This window comes from Microbacterium sp. GCS4 (genome assembly GCF_001262495.1).
Classification (GTDB): domain Bacteria; phylum Actinomycetota; class Actinomycetes; order Actinomycetales; family Microbacteriaceae; genus Microbacterium.
The window spans coordinates 313,891-331,287 of sequence record NZ_LGYE01000003.1; the positions used below are offsets into that span (position 1 = coordinate 313,891).

General features: G+C 71.5%; 15 protein-coding genes. 6 read left to right on the forward strand and 9 right to left on the reverse strand.

Annotated features, from left to right (window positions below):
• Positions 1 to 8: 8 nt before the first annotated feature.
• The 4 genes from AKH00_RS13325 to AKH00_RS13340 form a co-directional block, all read right to left on the reverse strand.
• The gene (locus tag AKH00_RS13325) at positions 9 to 1,319 is read right to left on the reverse strand and encodes an MFS transporter (RefSeq protein WP_050723239.1); all 1,311 of its coding nucleotides are present in this window, start codon (positions 1,317 to 1,319) and stop codon (positions 9 to 11) included.
• Positions 1,316 to 1,801, reverse strand: coding sequence for a winged helix-turn-helix transcriptional regulator (locus AKH00_RS13330; protein WP_082297623.1), 486 nt, complete (start codon positions 1,799 to 1,801; stop codon positions 1,316 to 1,318). The genes AKH00_RS13325 and AKH00_RS13330 overlap by 4 nt, the downstream gene beginning before the upstream one ends.
• A 187-nt stretch (positions 1,802 to 1,988) precedes the next feature.
• A complete protein-coding gene (gene purD, locus AKH00_RS13335) occupies positions 1,989 to 3,266 on the reverse strand; it encodes a phosphoribosylamine--glycine ligase (RefSeq protein ID WP_050723240.1) in 1,278 nt (425 codons plus the stop codon).
• A 40-nt stretch (positions 3,267 to 3,306) separates the two neighbouring features.
• Positions 3,307 to 3,987, reverse strand: coding sequence for an NUDIX hydrolase (locus AKH00_RS13340; protein ID WP_050723241.1), 681 nt, complete (start codon positions 3,985 to 3,987; stop codon positions 3,307 to 3,309).
• Between the two features lie 55 nt (positions 3,988 to 4,042).
• Between AKH00_RS13340 and AKH00_RS13345 the strand changes: the two genes are divergently transcribed.
• Positions 4,043 to 4,414 carry a sterol carrier family protein gene (locus AKH00_RS13345; protein WP_050723242.1) on the forward strand — a complete coding sequence of 124 codons (372 nt, stop codon included), beginning with the start codon at positions 4,043 to 4,045 and terminating at the stop codon, positions 4,412 to 4,414.
• A 108-nt stretch (positions 4,415 to 4,522) separates the two neighbouring features.
• Here AKH00_RS13345 and AKH00_RS13350 read toward each other — a convergent pair whose 3' ends face one another.
• The 3 genes from AKH00_RS13350 to AKH00_RS13360 are packed head-to-tail and all read right to left on the reverse strand — an operon-like array spanning position 4,523 to position 7,502.
• Positions 4,523 to 5,311 carry a heme ABC transporter ATP-binding protein gene (locus AKH00_RS13350; protein ID WP_235556775.1) on the reverse strand — a complete coding sequence of 263 codons (789 nt, stop codon included), beginning with the start codon at positions 5,309 to 5,311 and terminating at the stop codon, positions 4,523 to 4,525.
• Positions 5,308 to 6,381 (reverse strand): FecCD family ABC transporter permease, encoded by a 1,074-nt coding sequence (locus AKH00_RS13355; protein ID WP_050723244.1) that lies wholly within the window; start codon positions 6,379 to 6,381, stop codon positions 5,308 to 5,310. The genes AKH00_RS13350 and AKH00_RS13355 overlap by 4 nt, the downstream gene beginning before the upstream one ends.
• Positions 6,378 to 7,502 carry a heme/hemin ABC transporter substrate-binding protein gene (locus AKH00_RS13360; protein WP_050723245.1) on the reverse strand — a complete coding sequence of 375 codons (1,125 nt, stop codon included), beginning with the start codon at positions 7,500 to 7,502 and terminating at the stop codon, positions 6,378 to 6,380. Before AKH00_RS13360 ends, AKH00_RS13355 begins: the two co-directional genes overlap by 4 nt.
• Before the next feature lie 161 nt (positions 7,503 to 7,663).
• On the opposite strand from AKH00_RS13360, the gene AKH00_RS13365 reads away from it, so the two are divergent.
• A complete protein-coding gene (locus AKH00_RS13365) occupies positions 7,664 to 11,518 on the forward strand; it encodes an HtaA domain-containing protein (RefSeq protein ID WP_050723246.1) in 3,855 nt (1,284 codons plus the stop codon).
• 120 nt (positions 11,519 to 11,638) lie between these two features.
• Complete coding sequence (locus tag AKH00_RS13370) at positions 11,639 to 11,953, forward strand: hypothetical protein (protein ID WP_050723247.1); 315 nt, start codon at positions 11,639 to 11,641, stop codon at positions 11,951 to 11,953.
• A 23-nt stretch (positions 11,954 to 11,976) separates the two neighbouring features.
• On the opposite strand, the gene AKH00_RS13375 is transcribed toward AKH00_RS13370, so the two are convergent.
• Positions 11,977 to 12,603, reverse strand: coding sequence for a hypothetical protein (locus AKH00_RS13375; protein ID WP_050723248.1), 627 nt, complete (start codon positions 12,601 to 12,603; stop codon positions 11,977 to 11,979).
• Between the two features lie 62 nt (positions 12,604 to 12,665).
• On the opposite strand from AKH00_RS13375, the gene purM reads away from it, so the two are divergent.
• From purM to AKH00_RS13390, 3 genes are read left to right on the forward strand one after another with little or no spacing between them, the layout of a single operon-like run.
• Positions 12,666 to 13,781 carry a phosphoribosylformylglycinamidine cyclo-ligase gene (gene purM, locus AKH00_RS13380; RefSeq protein WP_050723249.1) on the forward strand — a complete coding sequence of 372 codons (1,116 nt, stop codon included), beginning with the start codon at positions 12,666 to 12,668 and terminating at the stop codon, positions 13,779 to 13,781.
• A 6-nt stretch (positions 13,782 to 13,787) separates the two neighbouring features.
• Positions 13,788 to 15,260 (forward strand): amidophosphoribosyltransferase, encoded by a 1,473-nt coding sequence (gene purF, locus AKH00_RS13385; RefSeq protein WP_050723250.1) that lies wholly within the window; start codon positions 13,788 to 13,790, stop codon positions 15,258 to 15,260.
• Positions 15,233 to 16,558, forward strand: a complete 1,326-nt coding sequence (locus tag AKH00_RS13390) for an MFS transporter (protein WP_235556776.1) — start codon at positions 15,233 to 15,235, stop codon at positions 16,556 to 16,558. The genes purF and AKH00_RS13390 overlap by 28 nt, the downstream gene beginning before the upstream one ends.
• A 12-nt stretch (positions 16,559 to 16,570) precedes the next feature.
• Here the strand turns inward: AKH00_RS13390 and AKH00_RS13395 are convergent, their stop codons facing one another.
• Entirely contained in the window at positions 16,571 to 17,389 is an 819-nt protein-coding gene (locus AKH00_RS13395) for an MOSC domain-containing protein (protein WP_050723251.1), read from the reverse strand.
• Positions 17,390 to 17,397 lie beyond the last annotated feature (8 nt).

Sequence of the window (17,397 nt, forward strand, 5' to 3'; positions counted from 1 at the left end):
CGGGCGGGTCAGAGGGTCTCGACCGGGGAAGGATGCCGGCGGATCGTGGCGCTCACGACGGCGGCGACCGCGCACAGCCCGGCGGCCGCGAACCACGCGATCGTGTACTGGCCGGTGTGGTCGCGCACGATCCCGGCGAGCACCGAGGCGATCCCGGCGCCGACCTGGTGCGCCGCGAACACCCACCCGAACACGAGCGGTCCGCGGTCGCCGAACACCTCGCGGCACAGGGCGATCGTCGGCGGCACGGTGGCCACCCAGTCGAGCCCGTAGATCACGATGAACACGACGATGCTCGGCTGCACCTCGGCCGACAGCAGGCTCGGCAAGAACAGCAGACTCACCCCGCGGAGGGCGTAGTAGGCGGCGAGCAGGATGCGAGGGTTCACGCGGTCGGTGAGCCAGCCCGAGAACACCGTGCCGGCGATGTCGAAGATCCCGACGACGGCGAGGAGCCCCGCGGCAGTGGTCGTCGGCATCCCGTGGTCGTGCGCGCTGGGGATGAAGTGCGTGCCGATCAGGCCGTTCGTCGTGGCGCCGCAGATCGCGAAGCCGATCGCCAGCGCCCAGAAGGTCTTCGTGCGGGCCGCGTCGCGCAACGTCGTGAGGGCGAGGCGCGCAGCGCCCCAGGCGTTGCCGCGCGGACGCGGTGCGGGCGGAGCGGTCGGGGCCGCCTCTCCGAAGCGCCCGACGCCGAGGTCGCTCGGTCGGTTGCGGAGGAAGATCCACACGAGTGGCACGACCGCGAGAGCGCCGCCGGCGATGATGAGGGATGCTCCGCGCCAGCCGATCTGCTCGGCGGACGCCGCGATCACGGGGAGGAAGATCAGCTGCCCAGTGGCGCTGCCGGCGGTGAGCACACCGGAGACCAGGCCACGCCGCGTCGCGAACCACGTGTCGGTGATGGTCGCTGCGAAGACCAGGGCCATCGATCCGGTGCCGAGGCCGATCAGCACGCCCCACGTGAGGATGAGCTGCGCCGGTGTCGCGACGAACACGCTGAGTGCCGAGCCCGCGCCGATCACGAACAGCGCGGTCACGGTCACCGCACGGATGCCGAAGCGCTGCATGAGCGCGGCGGCGAACGGGGCGGTGAGCCCGAACAGCAGCAGGTTGACCGTGACGGCGAGGGAGAGCTCGGCGGTGGTCCAGCCGAACTCGTCCTGCAGCGGGAGCATGAGAACACCCGGCGCGGCACGGAACCCGGCGGCGCCGATCAGGGCGATGAGCGCGACGAGCGCGACGATCCACGCCGGGTGCAGGCGGCGCGGTCGGGGTGTCGGAGTGCCGGTCGGCTCCTCGACGGACTCGGCGGTCATTCGGATGCTCCCGGCGCCCGCGTCTCGCCGGAGACGAGGGCGAAGGGCTCGCCGCCCATGCTCCGCCGCGCCCACAGCGTCGAGTCGGTGTCGAGTGGGGCATCGCAGTGCGTGCACCAGTCGGCGGATGCGGCGGCCTCGCCGCATCGCGCGCAGGACACCGTGAGCCCCCAGGGGCCGTCGGGGTCGGTCACGCGGGAGAAGCGCGCGAAGGCGTGCAGGACCGGAAGCGTCTCGCGTCCGGCATCCGTGAGGGCGTAGCCGCGCTCCTCACTGCGAGCGATCAGGGCGGCGTCGGTCATGGCGGTGAGGCGTCGGGACAGCACGGAGTCGGCCGCGCCGGTGGCGTCGCGCAGCTCGTCGAAGCGCGTGCGGCCGGAGAACAGCTCGCGCAGGATCAGCAGGACCCAGGGATCGGCGAGGACGTCGGCGGAGCGGGCGATCGGACACGTGGCTGTCGACCAGTCGGAGCGGAGCGGCATCCACCCACTTTCTTGAAGAAAGTGCGCGGTGTCAAGTGCCGATGCTCACGCGCGACCCACCCGCCTCTCTGTTTCTGCCGAACGGCAGAAACAGAGGGTCCATTCGTGCCGAACGGCAGAAATAGACGGGCGGGCGGACGCGCGGACGGGAGGGCGGGCGGACGGGAGGCCCGGGCGGGAGGGCGGACTACTCCGCGACGCGCGCGGCGATGTCGCTGCGGTGGTGCGAGCCCTCGAGGCGGATACGGCCGATGGCCTCATACGCACGGTCGCGCGCGGTGCGGAAGTCGGATGCCGTCGCCACGACGTTCAGCACGCGCCCTCCGGTCGCGACGAGCGACCCGCCGGGAGCGTCGGGGCTGGCGGTCGCGGCGTGCACGAGGCGCACACCCTCGACCTGGGCCGCCTCGGCCAGACCCTCGATCGGGCGGCCGGTCTGCGGAGCCTCGGGATAGCCCTCGCTCGCGAGGACGACCGTGATCGCGACGTCGTCGGAGAACTTCGGCTCCGGCTGGTCCTCGAGGGTGCCGGATGCTGCGGCGAGCAGCAGCTTCGACAGCGGCGTCACGAGACGGGGCAGCACGACCTGCGTCTCGGGGTCGCCGAAGCGGGCGTTGAACTCGATCACGCGCACGCCGGCGGGCGTGAGGATGAGCCCGGCGTAGAGCAGGCCGATGAACGGGGTGCCCTCGCCGTCGAGCTGCCGGATCACGGGGAGGGCGACATCGCGCGTGACCTCCTCGACGAACGCCTGCTCGCTGCCGAACTGCTCGGCGAGCCAGGGGAGGGGGGAGTATGCGCCCATGCCGCCGGTGTTGGGACCCTCGTCGCCGTCGAGCGCGCGCTTGAAGTCCTGCGCGGGGCTCAGCGCGCGCACCGTGTCGCCGTCGCTGAGGAAGAACAGCGAGACCTCCGGTCCCGAGAGGAACTCCTCGATCAGCACAGGGCCCGACGGGAGGTACTGCTCCGCGTGCGCGAGGGCCTCGGCACGATCCGAGGTCACGATGACGCCCTTGCCGGCGGCCAGGCCGTCGGCCTTCACGACGTGCGGGGCGCCGAGCTCGTCGAACGCGGCCTCGACCTCGGCGGTCGTCGTGGCGCGCACCGCGCGCCCGGTCGGCACGGAGGCTGCATCCATGATCCGCTTCGCGAACGACTTCGATCCCTCGAGCTGCGCGGCGGCCCTACCCGGGCCGAACACCGGGATGCCGCGCTCACGCAGCACGTCCGCGACACCCGCGACGAGCGGGGCCTCGGGGCCGACTACGACGAGATCGATCGCGTTGTCGTTCGCGAACGCCGTGATGGCGGCGCCGTCGAGCGGGTCGACCGAGACGGGCGTCGCGTCCTGCGCGATGCCCGCATTGCCCGGTGCCACGAAGACCTCGTGCTCCGTCTGCTCGGCCCGCAGGGCGAGGATGATCGCGTGCTCACGGGCACCGGAACCGAGGACGAGGATCTTCACGCGTCCAGCCTACCGAGGCGCGTCGCGACGTTTCAGCGGATCAGAGCTCGATCGGGCGCTCGACTCCGCGGTCCCACTCCTGCGTCCAGCCGGTCGCGTCGAACAGGGCGTCGAGCACCATCGCCGTGAAGCCCCACACGATCGTGCCGTCGACGTCGAACGCCGGTCCGCGCCAGGTGCGGCCCATCCGGTGGATCGTCGAGGTGAAGCGGATGCTCGGATCGAGCAGCTGCGCCACCGGCACGCGGAACACCTCGACCGTCTCGGCGTGATCGACCGCGGCGACGCGAGACGGCGCACGCCACCAGGCCAGCACCGGCGTCACGAGGTGGTTGCTCGCGGCCAGCGGGAGCTCGCCGAGCGTCGCGAGCACCTCGACTCCGGAGGGATCCAGGCCGGTCTCCTCCTGCGCCTCGCGGAGCGCGGTGGCCGCGGCGTCGGCATCCTCGTCCTCGCGACGACCGCCCGGGAACGACACCTGACCGGGATGCGAGGACAGCGTGGCGGCCCGGCGCTGCAGGAGCACATCGAGGTCGGCCGCGACGGTCAGCTCGTCCGTCTGCGCCGGGACGCTGTCGAGCCGCCCGAACAGCACGAGCACGGACGCGGCGTGGGCGTCGCCGACGTTCGGCGGGAGGGCCGGGGCCCAGGCATCCGCGCGCTGCGCGGCCGCGAGCAGTTCGGCTCGTGCGCCGTGCAGTGTCTCGGGATTCTGGCTCATCGTGTCGAGCCTATGCCCGGCCCGCAGTATCCGGGTCGGGCGTACCCTGGATCGCATGCCCTCCCGCAGGATCGACATCATCGACGGCCGTGCCGCGCTCGACGCCGTCCGCGCCGCCGACGCTGCGAGCGAGAAGCCGGCACGCACCGACCTCGCGACCGCGGTGCGGTACCTGCTGCAGCTGCTCGACGAGAAGGCGCCGGGCAACAGCGTCGAGGTGCGCGTGCCGCCGTTCGGCGCGGTGCAGGTGATCCAGGGTCCGCGGCACACGCGCGGCACCCCGCCGAACGTCGTCGAGATGGATGCCGTGACGTGGATCGCGGTCGCGACGGGCACACAGCATTGGACGGATGCCGCGGCCGCGGGCCGCATCCACGCCTCCGGCACCCGCGCCGACCTCGTCGACGTGCTGCCGCTGCGCCCCTGAAGCCCTGAGCCCTGCGGTTTCGAATCGCTTGATTGGTGATTCCCAGGGCGTCAGAGCTGCAGATCAAGCGATTCGAATCGCGGGGACGTCCGCGTCCCCGGGCGCGGGTCAGCGTCGAGCGACGACCAGAGGCACGCCCGTGACGGGATGCGGGAAGACATCGACGGCCTGACCGTAGACGGCCTCGATCCGCGCGGCTGTCAGGACTTCCGCGGGTGTGCCCGACGCGGCGACCCGACCGCGGTCGAGCAGGGTGACGCGGTCGGCGTGCGCGAGGGCCGCGTTCAGGTCGTGCAGCACGATCGCCACCGCGATGCCGGCGTCTGCCTGCGCGCGGATCAGTCGCATGACGTCCTCGTGGTGCTTGAGGTCGAGGGCCGCGGTGGGTTCGTCGAGCAGCAGGATGCCGGTGCTCTGCGCGAGCACGCGGGCCAGGGCGACCCGGGCGCGCTCTCCGCCCGACAGCGAGGTCACCGGGCGTGAGCCGAGCGGGAGCACCTCGGTCGCGGCCATCGCCGCGGCGACGACCACGTCGTCCTCCGCGGACGCCTCGGTGCGCGCCCACGGCGCCCGTCCCATGCGCACGACCTGCTCGGCGCTGAACGGGAACGAGACGGCGTTCTCCTGCAGCAGCACGGCGCGTGCGCGGGCGAGGTCGGCTGCGCGGATGTCGTCGAGCGGCGTCCCGTCGAGCGCGACCTCTCCGGAAGCCGGGGCGATGTCGCCCGCCAGGACCCCGAACAGCGTGGACTTGCCGGCTCCGTTCGGGCCGACCAGGGCGTGGATCTCGCCGGCCCTGATCTCGATCGAGGCGTCGTCGAGGATCGCGCGGTCGCCGCCGAGGCGCACGGTGATGCCGGACGCACCCAGGCGCGCGGAGGCGTCGGCGGCGCTCATGCCCATCCTCCCGAGCGGCGTCGCGTGCGAACGAGCAGCCACAGGAAGAACGGTCCGCCGACGAGCGAGGTGATCATGCCGATGGGGAGGTCGGCGAGCGGCACGGCCGTGCGGGCGACGAGGTCGGCCAGCGCGATGAGCAGCGCACCGCCGAGCGCTGAGGAGATCATGAGCGGCAGGTGCGCCGGTCCGATCAGCATGCGCATGAGGTGCGGCACGACGAGTCCGGCGAAGCCGATGATGCCTGCGAACGCCACCGCGGCGCAGACGAGGATCGCGACCGTGACGATCACGACCATGCGCAGCGCCTCGACGCGGACTCCGAGGTGTCGTGCGGTGCGCTCGCCGAGGGCGAAGAGGTCGAGCTCCGGGGACACGATCAGCGCCACGACCACGCCGATAGCGACGAGCGGAGCGACGAGCGCGGAATGCGACCAGAGCGCGCCGTTGAGGGATCCGAGCTGCCAGAACACGATCTGCTCACGCGTCGACGTCGTGCCGAGGAACGTGAGGAACGCCATGCCGGCGCCGGCGATCGCGTTGATCGCGATGCCGGTGAGCAGCAGCGTCACGACCTCGGTGCGCCCGCCCGACCGGCTGATGAAGTACACCGCGAGCACGGCGGCGAGTCCGCCGAGGAAGGCGAAGGCCGGGGTCGTCCACATGCCGAAGGATGCGAGGCCGAGGGTGATGCTCGCTGCCGCGCCGAGCGCCGCGCCGGAGGAGACGCCGACGACTCCGGCATCCGCTAGCGGGTTGCCGAAGATCGCCTGCATGAGCACGCCCGAGACGGCGAGGGCCGCGCCGACGAGCAGTCCCAGGACGAGGCGCGGGAGGCGGAGGGTGTAGATGACGCCGTAGTCGGTCGTGGCGGCCGGGGCCCAGGCCGAGTCGATGCCGACGCCCTTGAGCAGCACGCCGATGAGGTCGGTGGGTGACAGCGTGTACTGGCCGCTCGTGATCGACAGGACGGCCGTCGCGACGAGCGCGGTGACCAGCCCGGCGACGACGAGGGTGAAGCGCAGCGTCCGATGGCCCGCGGGAGTGCGGGTGACGACCTCGCCGCTCACTTCGCGGGCTCGGCTGCGGCGGCCTCGGGCGCGTACAGGGCGCGGGCGATCGCGCCGATCAACTCGGCGGAGCGGGGCCCGAAGCTGAGAATCTCGCTGTCGGCCATGTCGATCACGCGACGGTTCGCGCCCGCGGGGGTCTCGGCGATCGCCGGGATGCGCTCGATCAGCCCGTCGATGCCGCCGACCGAATCGAGCCCGTCGGTCATCATGACGAGCACATCGGGCTGCGCGGCGACGAGCGCCTCGGCGGTCATGGGCTTCATGCCCTCCCAGCCGATCTCGCCCGCGACGTCGACGCCGCCGACCGCGTCGATCAGGGAGTCGGCTCCGGAGTCCTCTCCGAAGATGTAGTACACGTTGGCGCTGCCGCGGACGTAGAGGAACAGCATCCGCGCGCGGTCCTCGGCATCGGCCGGCACGACGGCGGCGATCTCCGCGAGCGACGCCTCGAGGTCGGCATCCAGTCGTTCGATGAGGGCTTCCCCGCGCGAGGGCACGCCCAGGGCACTGGCGATCTCGGTGACCAGCTCGTCGGTCGTGTCGAGGCGGCGGTCGCTCGAGATCACGACGACGGCGATGCCGGCATCGCGCAGCTGCTGCCGCACCTCCTTGGGGCCGATCGTCGTGTCGGTGAGGATCACGGTGGGGGCGAGTTCGAGGATCGCCTCGGCGTTGAGCGTGTGGCCGGACTTCGTGACGACGGGCAGGTCCTCGGTGCCGACGAACTGGGTGGATGAGTCACGGCCGACGACCCGATCGCCGAGTCCGAGCGCGAACACGGTCGACGCGATCGTGCCCGAGATGTCGATGGGGAGGATGCGGTCGACGTCCGTGACCTCGACCTCGCGGCCTTCGCTGTCGGTCAGTGTGACGGGCAGGTCGGGGGCGGTGTCGTCGCTCACGGGCTCGATCGCGTGGCTCGACAGGCAGGCCGTGGAACCACCGGTCGCGGCGCGGACGTCGTCGACCAGGTCGAGCGAGGCGAGGGGGACGGATGCCTGGGGGCACGCGTCCGGAGTCACGGCGTCCTGCGGTGCGGCGGTAGCGCCGGGGTCGGCGCACGCGGTGAGGCCGACGGCGAGAGCGGCAGCGAGCAGGAGGGCGGGGACTCGACGCATTAGGCAAGGCTATCCTAAAACTTGACGCAGTCTTCCGCGCGGCTCTATTCTCAGGAATAGAGCTCACTTAGCTAAGCCTAACCAACAATCACCCTTCGCCCGATCGCATTGCGGCACCGCCGGCGCGCGCCCGAACCGCGCGCCCGGGAGCCTGGAGAACCGTGAATCACACAGCCACAGCATCCTGGGGGAGCAGGCGTCTGCGCGTCGCGCTCGCCGCTCTCCTCTCCTTCCTCCTGATCGCCGCCGGAGCCGTGATCGTGCCTCCCGCGCACGCCGCGTCCGGCTCGGTCGCAGCGACCGTGGCCTCCGCCGACGCCGCAGGCGTCTCGGTGCAGGTGCAGGCATCGGGGCTCCCCGAGGTCTCCAGCGCCTACGCCGCGCTCATCGTCAAGGGCACCGAGGCCGGACTCTCGGGCCCCGGCGGTGGCTACGCGGCGTTCGCGACGCCGTTCCCGGCGGTGAGCGCCGGTGCGAGCTCGTTCACGCTGACCGCCCCGGCCGACAAGCTCGACCGCACGCAGGTGTACGAGGTCCTGATCTGGCAGCAGCACTCGGTGCCGAACGCCGACACGATCTACGCCCGCGGCGACGTCGCGATCTCCGATGCGCAGTGGGATGCCGTCTTCCCGCCGACCACCGACCCTGGCACAGACCCCGGTACCGACCCCGGCACGGACCCGGGAACCGATCCCGGCACGGACCCGGGTACCGATCCCGGCACGGACCCAGGTACCGACCCCGGCACGGACCCCGGCACGACGCCGGAGCCGACCGAGCCGTCGATCGCCGTCTTCCTCGCCGACGGCACCACGCCCGCCGGCACGACCGCTCTCAAGGCCGGCGACAAGGTCGTCGTGAAGGGCTCCGGCTACGACCCGACCGCGAACGTGGGCGGACGGGGCGTACCGATCCCCGCGAACCTCCCGCAGGGCACGTACGTCGTGTTCGGCAACTTCGCCTCGGCCTGGCAGCCCTCGACGGGCGCCGCGTCCGCGACCCGTTCGGTCGGTGCGCAGCAGTGGGCCCTCGCCGAGTCCGTGCTCCTCCAGGTGCCCTCGCAGTACCAGTCGACGATCCGCTCGCAGTGGGTCGACATCGCTGCCGACGGCACGTTCACCGCGACCCTCACGCTCAAGGACACGGCCGCGACGCCCGGTGCCTATGGCGTCTACACCTACGGCGCCGGCGGGGTGAGCAACGCGGCGCAGGAGCGCAGCGTCGCCCTGAACTACGCCGTCACTCCCAAGATCACGGCCGTGGCATCCCTGGCCGAGGGCGCGCCCGGCGTCACCACGAAGGTCACCGGCACCGCGTTCGGCAGTGCCACCGGGGTGTATGCCGCGGTCATCGAGACCGGCACCGAGGCGAACGTCACCGCGGGCGGCGGCTTCGCGGCCATGCAGTACGTGCGCTCGGTCACGGGTGGGGCGTTCACGGTCGACCTCAACGCCCCGGCTGCGGCTCTCGACCGCACGAAGACCTACGAGGTCATCGTGTGGCAGCAGCACACCATGCCGAACGCGCAGACGATGCTCGCCCGCACGCCCGTCGCGATCAGCGACGCGATCTGGGATGTCGTCGACCCCGCACCGGCCATCACCGTGTTCCTCTCCGACGGCACCACACCCGCCGGCGCGACCGCGCTGAAGGCAGGCGACACGATCGTCGTGAAGGGCTCCGGCTACGACCCGACCGCGAACGTGGGCGGCCGCGGGGTGCCGATCCCGAACACGTTGCCGCAGGGCACGTACGTCGTGTTCGGCAACTTCGCCTCGCAGTGGCAGCCGTCTACCGGGGCCGCGTCCGCGACCCGCTCGGTCGGTGCGCAGAAGTGGGCGCTGGCCGAGTCGGTGCTCGATCAGGTGCCCTCGCAGTATCAGTCGATCATCCGCTCGCAATGGGCCGACATCGCGGACGACGGCACGTTCACCGCGACGCTGACCCTGAAGGATGCTCCCGCGACGCCCGGCGCATACGGCGTGTACACCTACGGCGCCGGTGGCGTGACCAACGCGGCGCAGGAGCGCGGCGTCCTGCTCAACTACGGCAACGCCCCGGTCGTCTCTGCGACCGTCACGGACGCGACCGCGGCCGAGGGCCTCGCCGTCACGGCATCCGCGTCGAAGCTCGGCGACATCGCCGGCGCCTACGTTGCGCTGATCGAGACCGGCACCGAGGCCGATGTGACGGCGGGCGGCGGCTTCGCCGCGATGCAGTACGTGCGTCCCGTCACGGGCGGCGCACTCACGGTCGACCTCACGGCGGCCGCGAAGCTCCTCGACCGCACCAAGACCTACGAGGTCATCGTGTGGCAGCAGCACACCATGCCCACCGCGAGCACCATCTACGGCCGCAGCGCGGTCACGGTAGCGCCCGAGCAGTGGGAGAGGATCTTCGGCCCGACGACCACACCGCCCGTCACGCCGACGGCCCCCGAAGTCGTGGTGCCCGGAGTCGTGGTGCCCGGTGGCTCGCTGCGCTGGGGCATCTCGACCTCGTTCACGAACTACGTCACGGGTCCGATCGCCAAGGGCGCGATCGAGGTCTCGGGCGGTGCGACGCGGTCCGAGGGTCGCTTCCAGTTCGGTCAGATGGCCGGGGGCGACTACAGCACGGCTTCGGGGCTCGGCAGCGTGATCTACCGCGGCTCCGTGCGTTTCACGGGTCACGGCGGTGTGCTCGACGTCACGGTCTCCAACCCGCAGGTCACCGTGACCTCCGCCGGCGCGGCGACCCTGTCGGTCACGCACGGCGGCGCGCAGGTGGCGTTCGCGACGCTCGACCTCTCGCGGGCCGTCGTCACTTCGGCCAACGGTGCGGTCACGTACTCGGGAGCTCCCGCGACGCTCACGCCTGCCGGTCGCGACCGCGTGCTCGCGGGCTTCTCGACGACGCTCGACCCGGTGACGTTCACGATCGGATCCGTCGCCGCCGCCCCCGCGGGCACGACCGGAACGGTGGCCGCGGCCGCCGTGAAGGCGAAGACGACGATCCCTGCGACCCCGCCGGCGACCACCGGCATCCAGATCGACGGGACGAACCTCACCGCACTCCAGTCCGGGCAGTCGGCCAGCTTCTCGGCATCCGGCTTCCAGGCGGGCGAGAAGGACATCAAGGTCGTCGTGTACTCGACGCCCGTGCTGCTCGACACCGTCACGGCGGATGCCGACGGCGTGGCGACCTGGACGGGCACACTGCCCGCGAGCCTCGAGGACGGCGCGCACACGCTCACCCTGCAGGGCTCGGTGTCGCGCGGGCTCGAGTTCACCCTCACCCGCGCCACCACGGCGGCGCTCGGCCAGTGCACGGTGGAGGGAGCGACCCTGCAGTGGGGCTTCAAGGAGTCGTTCCGCACGTACATCGAGGGCATCGCCGCGGGCGGATGGACGCTCGACGGCGTCGAGTACCGCTACCCGGACTATGTGTGGGAGGGCGGCGCGGGCTCGTTCGAGGACGAGACCTTCACCGGTCTGGTCGCGTTCGGCGGCAGTATCGCTTTCACCGGACACGGGGGAGCACTGAACACGACGATCGCGAATGCACGGGTCGAGCTCGCGGGCGACACCGGCTACATCGTCCTCGACGTGCTCGGTACGACGCAGGACGGTCAGAGCATCGACCAGCAGGGCGTGCGGTTCGCGGAGTTCTCGCTCGCGGACGCCGCCGCCGTCGACGGGATGCTGTCGCTCGACGCGCTGCCCGCGACCCTCACCGAGGCCGGGGCTGCAGCCTTCGGCACGTATGCCGCCGGTGAGGAGCTCGACCCGGTGACCGCGCGGATCCCCGTCGCCACTGCGTGCGGTGCGACCGCCGAGGAGCAGGACGACGCGCCCGCCGAGGCCAGCGCGGCCACGACCGCGGTCACCGCCGTGGCCGATGTCGACGGCGCGCCGGTGTGGCCGTGGATCGTCGGCGGCCTCGTGATCGTCGCGCTCGCCGCAGGCGGAGGCGTGCTGCTGGTGCGCCGCGCCCGGGCGAAGGCCGAGGGGGCCGAGGTCACGACCGAGGTCTGACCCCGCAGGACGGCACCGCCCTCCCCGCAGCGGACGCGGGGTGGGCGGTGCTCTGCGTCCGGGGGCATCCCCGTCGCAGACCCGGCAGCGGTGCACGGACAACGGTGGGACAATGGAGTCATGTCCTCCCACGATTCCTCCCAGACGGTCGAGGCGACCGTCCGCCGCGTGCCGCGCTACGGCGTGTTCATGGGCATCGGCGTCGTGCTCGGCATCGTCGTCGCCGGCATCCTCACGCTCGTGGGCAGCTACGAGCCCTCCGACGCCGTGAACGTCGTCTACCCGCCCGGACAGGTGTTCGGCTTCCTGCTGCTGTGGACCGTGCCGATCGGCCTCGCGCTGGGCGGCGTCGTCGCCCTCGTGATCGAACGCGTCTCGCGTCGCCACGACCGCGTCGTGCGCGTCGAGCACGAGACGATCGTCGAGAGCGACTGACCCCCTCCGACGTCGGGCCCCGCCTACGCCAGCTCGGCGATGATGGGCCGGATGGCCGCGTCGAACGACACCACGTCGCGCCGCAGGCCGTCGGTCACCGCGACCGTGAGGGCGCCGATCCACCAGATCCCGCGCTGCGAGAACGGCAGCACCTGCACGTTGAGTTCGAACGAGTGCGCGCGGCGGCCGATGTCGCGCTCGAATTCTGCGATCGCACTCGCGTACGCACGGTAGGCCTCACCGTCGGTCGAGCCGGACCGGTGAGCCATGGAGCTGCGGATCGACGCCACATAACGGTCGTGTGCGACGCGGGCGTAGTGCAGCGCGGATGCCGCGTGCGGGGCGATCGCGTCGGTGAGCTGCTCCGCGCCGGAGGCCGGCAGTGCGACGAGGGTGTCGAAGCCGTCGACGAGTTCGAGCGGCACACCGGAGTGGTGGGCGCGCGGCTCCACCGTCATGTCCCAGTAGTCGCGCCACTGCGTCTCGAGCTCGGGCGTCGCGTCGGCCGCATCCGGAGCCCTCACCGGCAGATCGCGCAGCGAGGGCAGATCCTGCGGGGTGCGGATGCCGAGCGACTGGCGCAGCGCGAGCGCCACGAGCACGGGGACGCTCGCGTCCTCGCGGATCAGCCACTGCGGCTTGTCGGCCATGGCCCCATCGTAGGAGATGCCGCGCGGGGATCGGAGGGCGCCGCGGGCGGTAGGCTGGACGCGTGGCTGCCTCCCCCACCAACCCCTATTCCGAAGCCGGCGTCGACACCGCTGCCGGCGATCTCGCGGTCGAGCTCATGAAGTCGTCCGTGCGTGCGACGCACGGGCCCGAAGTGCTCGGCGGCGTCGGCGGATTCGCCGGCCTGTTCGACGCCAGCGCGCTGCGCGATTTCCGGCGTCCGCTGCTCGCGACCAGCACCGACGGCGTCGGCACGAAGGTCGCGATCGCGCAGGCGATCGACAAGCACGACACGATCGGCCAGGACCTGGTCGGCATGGTCGTCGACGACATCGTCGTGGTGGGCGCGAAGCCCCTGTTCATGACCGACTACATCGCGTGCGGCAAGGTCGTGCCCCAGCGCATCGCCGACATCGTGCGCGGCATCGCGGAGGCGTGCTCGGCGACCGGCACCGCGCTGGTCGGCGGCGAGACCGCCGAGCACCCCGGTCTGCTGGGACCCCGCGACTACGACGTCGCCGGCGCCGCGACCGGTGTGGTCGAGGCCGACGGCATCCTCGGTGCGGAGCGCGTGCAGGACGGCGACGCCGTGCTCGCGGTCGCCTCCAGCGGGCTCCACTCCAACGGATACTCCCTCGTGCGCCACATCGTCACGAACGCCGGCATCGGCTACGGCGACAACGCCGCCGACTTCGGCACCACGTGGGGCGAGGCGCTGCTCGAGCCCACGCGTCTGTACACGCTGCCGCTGCTGCGCCTGATCTCGGCGCTCGACGGCGGGGTCCACTCTCTCAGCCACGTCACGGGCGGCGGCATCGCCGCGAACCTCGCCCGCGTGCTGCCTCAGGGCAGCTGGGCCGAGGTCGACCGCAGCACGTGGTCGCCGAGCCCCGTCTTCCGTGTGCTCAGCGACATCGCGGGATCGACGCTCGAATCGGCCGAGGGCACCTGGAACCTCGGCATCGGATTCCTGGCGATCGTGTCGGCGGAGAAGAAGGACGCGGCGATCGCGGCGCTCGAGGCCGAGGGGATGCCGGCCTGGCAGGTCGCGACGGTCGGTTTCGGCCCGCGTCCCGATGGCGAGTTCGAGCAGGGCGCCAAGGGCGTCGACGGTGGAGCGGTGCGCCTGGTGGGCGCATACGCGGATGGAGCGAAGTAACCACACATGTGCGGCATCGTCGGAATGGTCGGAACGGCCCCGGTCAATCAGGACATCTACGACGCTCTCCTCCTGCTGCAGCACCGCGGTCAGGATGCGACGGGCATCGCCACGGCAGAGGCCAACGGCGTCATGCACAACGCGAAGGCTCAGGGCATGGTGCGCGAGGCGTTCCGCACCCGCGACATGCGCGGACTGCTCGGCAACGTCGGCCTCGGCCACGTGCGCTACGCCACCAAGGGCACGGCGTCGAGCGAGGAGGAGATGCAGCCGTTCTACGTGAACGCGCCCTACGGCATCATCCTCATCCACAACGGCAACCTCACGAACACGCGTGAGCTCACCGCCGAGATGGCGAAGCGCGACCGCCGCCACCTGAACTCCTCGAGCGACACCGAGCTGCTGCTGAACGTGCTCGCCGGGGAGCTGCAGAACACCACCTCGACGGTCGACCTCGACCCCGAGCGCATCTTCGAGGCCGTCTCCCGCACGCACGAGCGCATCGAGGGCGCCTACGCCGTGATCGCCGTGATCGCCGGCTATGGCCTGCTCGCATTCCGCGATCCCTTCGGCATCCGTCCCCTGATCCTGGGACGTCGTCCCTCGACGGTGCCCGGCGCCGAGGGCAAGGACGAATGGGTCGTCGCGAGCGAGTCGCTCGTGCTCGAGAACGCCGACTACGAGGTCGTCCGCGAGGTCGAGCCCGGCGAGGCCGTGTTCATCACGAACGATGGCGAGTTGCACACGAAGCAGTGTGCGGACGAGACGACGCTCGCGCCCTGCGCGTTCGAGTACGTCTACCTCGCGCGTCCCGACTCGGTGATGAACGGCATCTCGGTCTACGAGTCCCGTCTGCGCATGGGCGACCGCCTCGCCGACACGATCGCGAAGCACGTGCCGATGGACAAGATCGACGTCGTCATGCCGATCCCCGACTCCTCGCGGCCCGCCGCGATGGAGGTCGCGCGCAAGCTGGGCATCGAGTACCGCGAGGGCTTCTACAAGAACCGCTACGTCGGCCGCACCTTCATCATGCCCGGGCAGGCCGTGCGCAAGAAGAGCGTCCGGCAGAAGCTCAACGCCATGTCGACGGAGTTCCAGGGCAAGAACGTGCTGCTCATCGACGACTCGATCGTGCGCGGCACGACGTCGAAGGAGATCATCCAGATGGCGCGGGATGCCGGTGCCACCTCGGTCACGTTCGCCTCGGCGGCGCCGCCGGTGCGGCATCCGCACGTGTACGGCATCAACATGCCCTCGCGTCAGGAACTGATCGCCCACGGGCGGACGATCCCCGAGATCGCCGAGGTGCTCGGCTGCGACCACCTCGTGTACCAGGAGGTCGACGACCTCAAGGCCGCGATCACCGAGGGTTCGGCGATCGAGGATCTCGACATGAGCTGCTTCGACGGCCGCTACGTCACGGGCACCGTCTCCGACGAGTACCTCGCGTGGGTGGAGGGGTCGCAGACCTCGTGACCGGCGGTGCGCAGCCGCTCTGGCGGGGGCGTGCCCTCGCCCTGATCGGCATCGTGCTGGTCGCCTTCTCGCTGCGATCCGCCGTGGCGTCGCTGTCACCGGTGATCGATCACATCGCCGAGGACTTCCCGGTGACCCCGGTCGTGGCCGGACTCATCGGCGCCGCACCACCCGTGTGCTTCGCCGTGTTCGGCCTCCTGACGCCGCTCGTCGAACGGCGCTTCGGTCTCGAGCGCATCGCGGTCGCCGCGATCGCTCTCATCGCCGCCGGGCTCCTCCTGCGCGGGTTCGCGGTGGACTCGACCTCGCTGCTCGCGGCGACCGTCGTGGTGTTCGCGGGCGTCGGCTCGGGCAACGTGCTGCTGCCGCCGCTCGTGAAGAAGTACTTCCCCGACCGCCTCGGCGTCATGATGACCGTGTACTCGACCATGATGGCGGTGTCGACGTTCGTGCCGCCGCTGATCGCGGTGCCGATCGCCGACTCCGCGGGGTGGCGCGTCTCGCTCGGCCTCTGGGGTGTGTTCGCGGCGATCGCGCTCGTGCCGTGGATCGTGATGCTCGCCACGAACCGCACTCAGGGGCCCGTGCTCACCCCGCCGATCGTGAAGCCGTCGATCGAGCAGCTCGAGAACCCCGATCCGGCGTCGGTGTCGACCGGGCCGATCGTGACCCGACCGGCGAACCCGCGGGTGTTCGGGCGGCTGTGGCGGCTGCCTATGGCGTGGGCGGTCGCCCTCGTGTTCGGCACCTCGTCGACCCTCGCGTACGTGTCGTTCGCCTGGCTGCCGGCCATCCTCATCGAGGTGGGTGATGTCACGCCGGCCGATGCGGGACTCCTGCTCTCGCTGTTCGGGCTGATGGGCCTGCCGTGCTCGCTGATCGTGCCGCTGCTCATCGTGCGCTTCCACGCGACGCGGCCGGTGTTCTTCGTCGGGATCGTCGCCGGCCTCGCCGGGCTCGCCGGGCTGCTGTTCGCGCCGACGGTCGCGCTCCCGCTGTGGGTCGCGCTGTTCGGCCTCGGACCGATCCTGTTCCCGCTCAGCCTCGTGCTGCTCAGCATCCGGGCGCGCACGCCGGAGAGCGCGGTGGCGCTGAGCGGGTTCGCGCAGAGCATCGGCTACGCGGTCGCGGCCGTCTTCCCGCTGCTGGTGGGTCTACTGCACGAGGTCACCGGGGGGTGGCAGCTGCCGCTGTGGCTGCTCGTCGGCATCCTCCTCGCGGCGATCCCCGCCGGATGGGTCGCGGGTCGCCGGCGCACGATCGAAGAGGACTGGGAGCGCCGGCACGGCCGGTGGTGACCCGGCCAGGGCTCAGTCCGCGCGCACCTCGTCGCCGATGCGGATGACTCCGCCCCGCCACTCTCCGCCGTCGTCCTGCGCCGAAGCCGGGAGCAGCAGGCGTCCCAGGGTCGGCTCCTCCTGATCGAAGCTGCGGGTGAGCGTGGTCAGCACCTTCGCGTCGCGCTCGCCGGTGTCGGGGTTCGCGTGCGTCGCGAGGCAGCGCACGATCGGTCCGGCGGCGCGGAACACGAGGTCGCCGACCGTGACCTCCCCGCTCCAGTCGAGTTCGGCCCAGGGCGCGACGCCGTCGATCGCGATGTTGGAGCGGAACCGCCGATCGTCGATGCCGAGTCCGAGCGCGTCCCCCAGGGCGTCGACGCTGCCGTGGCTGTGCACCGACACGTATCCCTGCGGACGGTCCTGGAACCTCGACGTGAGCCCGTCGCCGACCAGCACGAGCGGCAGGCGCCCGGGTCGACGGAGCCGGCGACCTTCCGGGGTCGCGAGGACGTAGTCGGTGACCGCCGCGCTCAGCTCCGCGCGGCCGTGCTCGTCGAGCCCGGCCTCCACGAGCATCCCGCCGTCGTGTTCGATCCGCAGCCGTCGATCGACGTCGTCGAAGCGCAGGCGCAGCGCGGCCAGTGCCGGGAAGTCCTGCAGCGAGAGCCCCTGAGACTTGGGCCAGTAGTCGAGACCGTCGCGGTCCTCGGGCGCAGCGGCGTCCGCGAAGCGGAAGGCGAGCACTCGATCGCCGGCCACGCGCCCGTCGGCCTGCACGGTGAGCGCATCCACGCGCTCGGGAGTGAAGCCCTTCACGGGATGACGGTAGAGCGCGACGACGTGAGCCATCCCTCGAT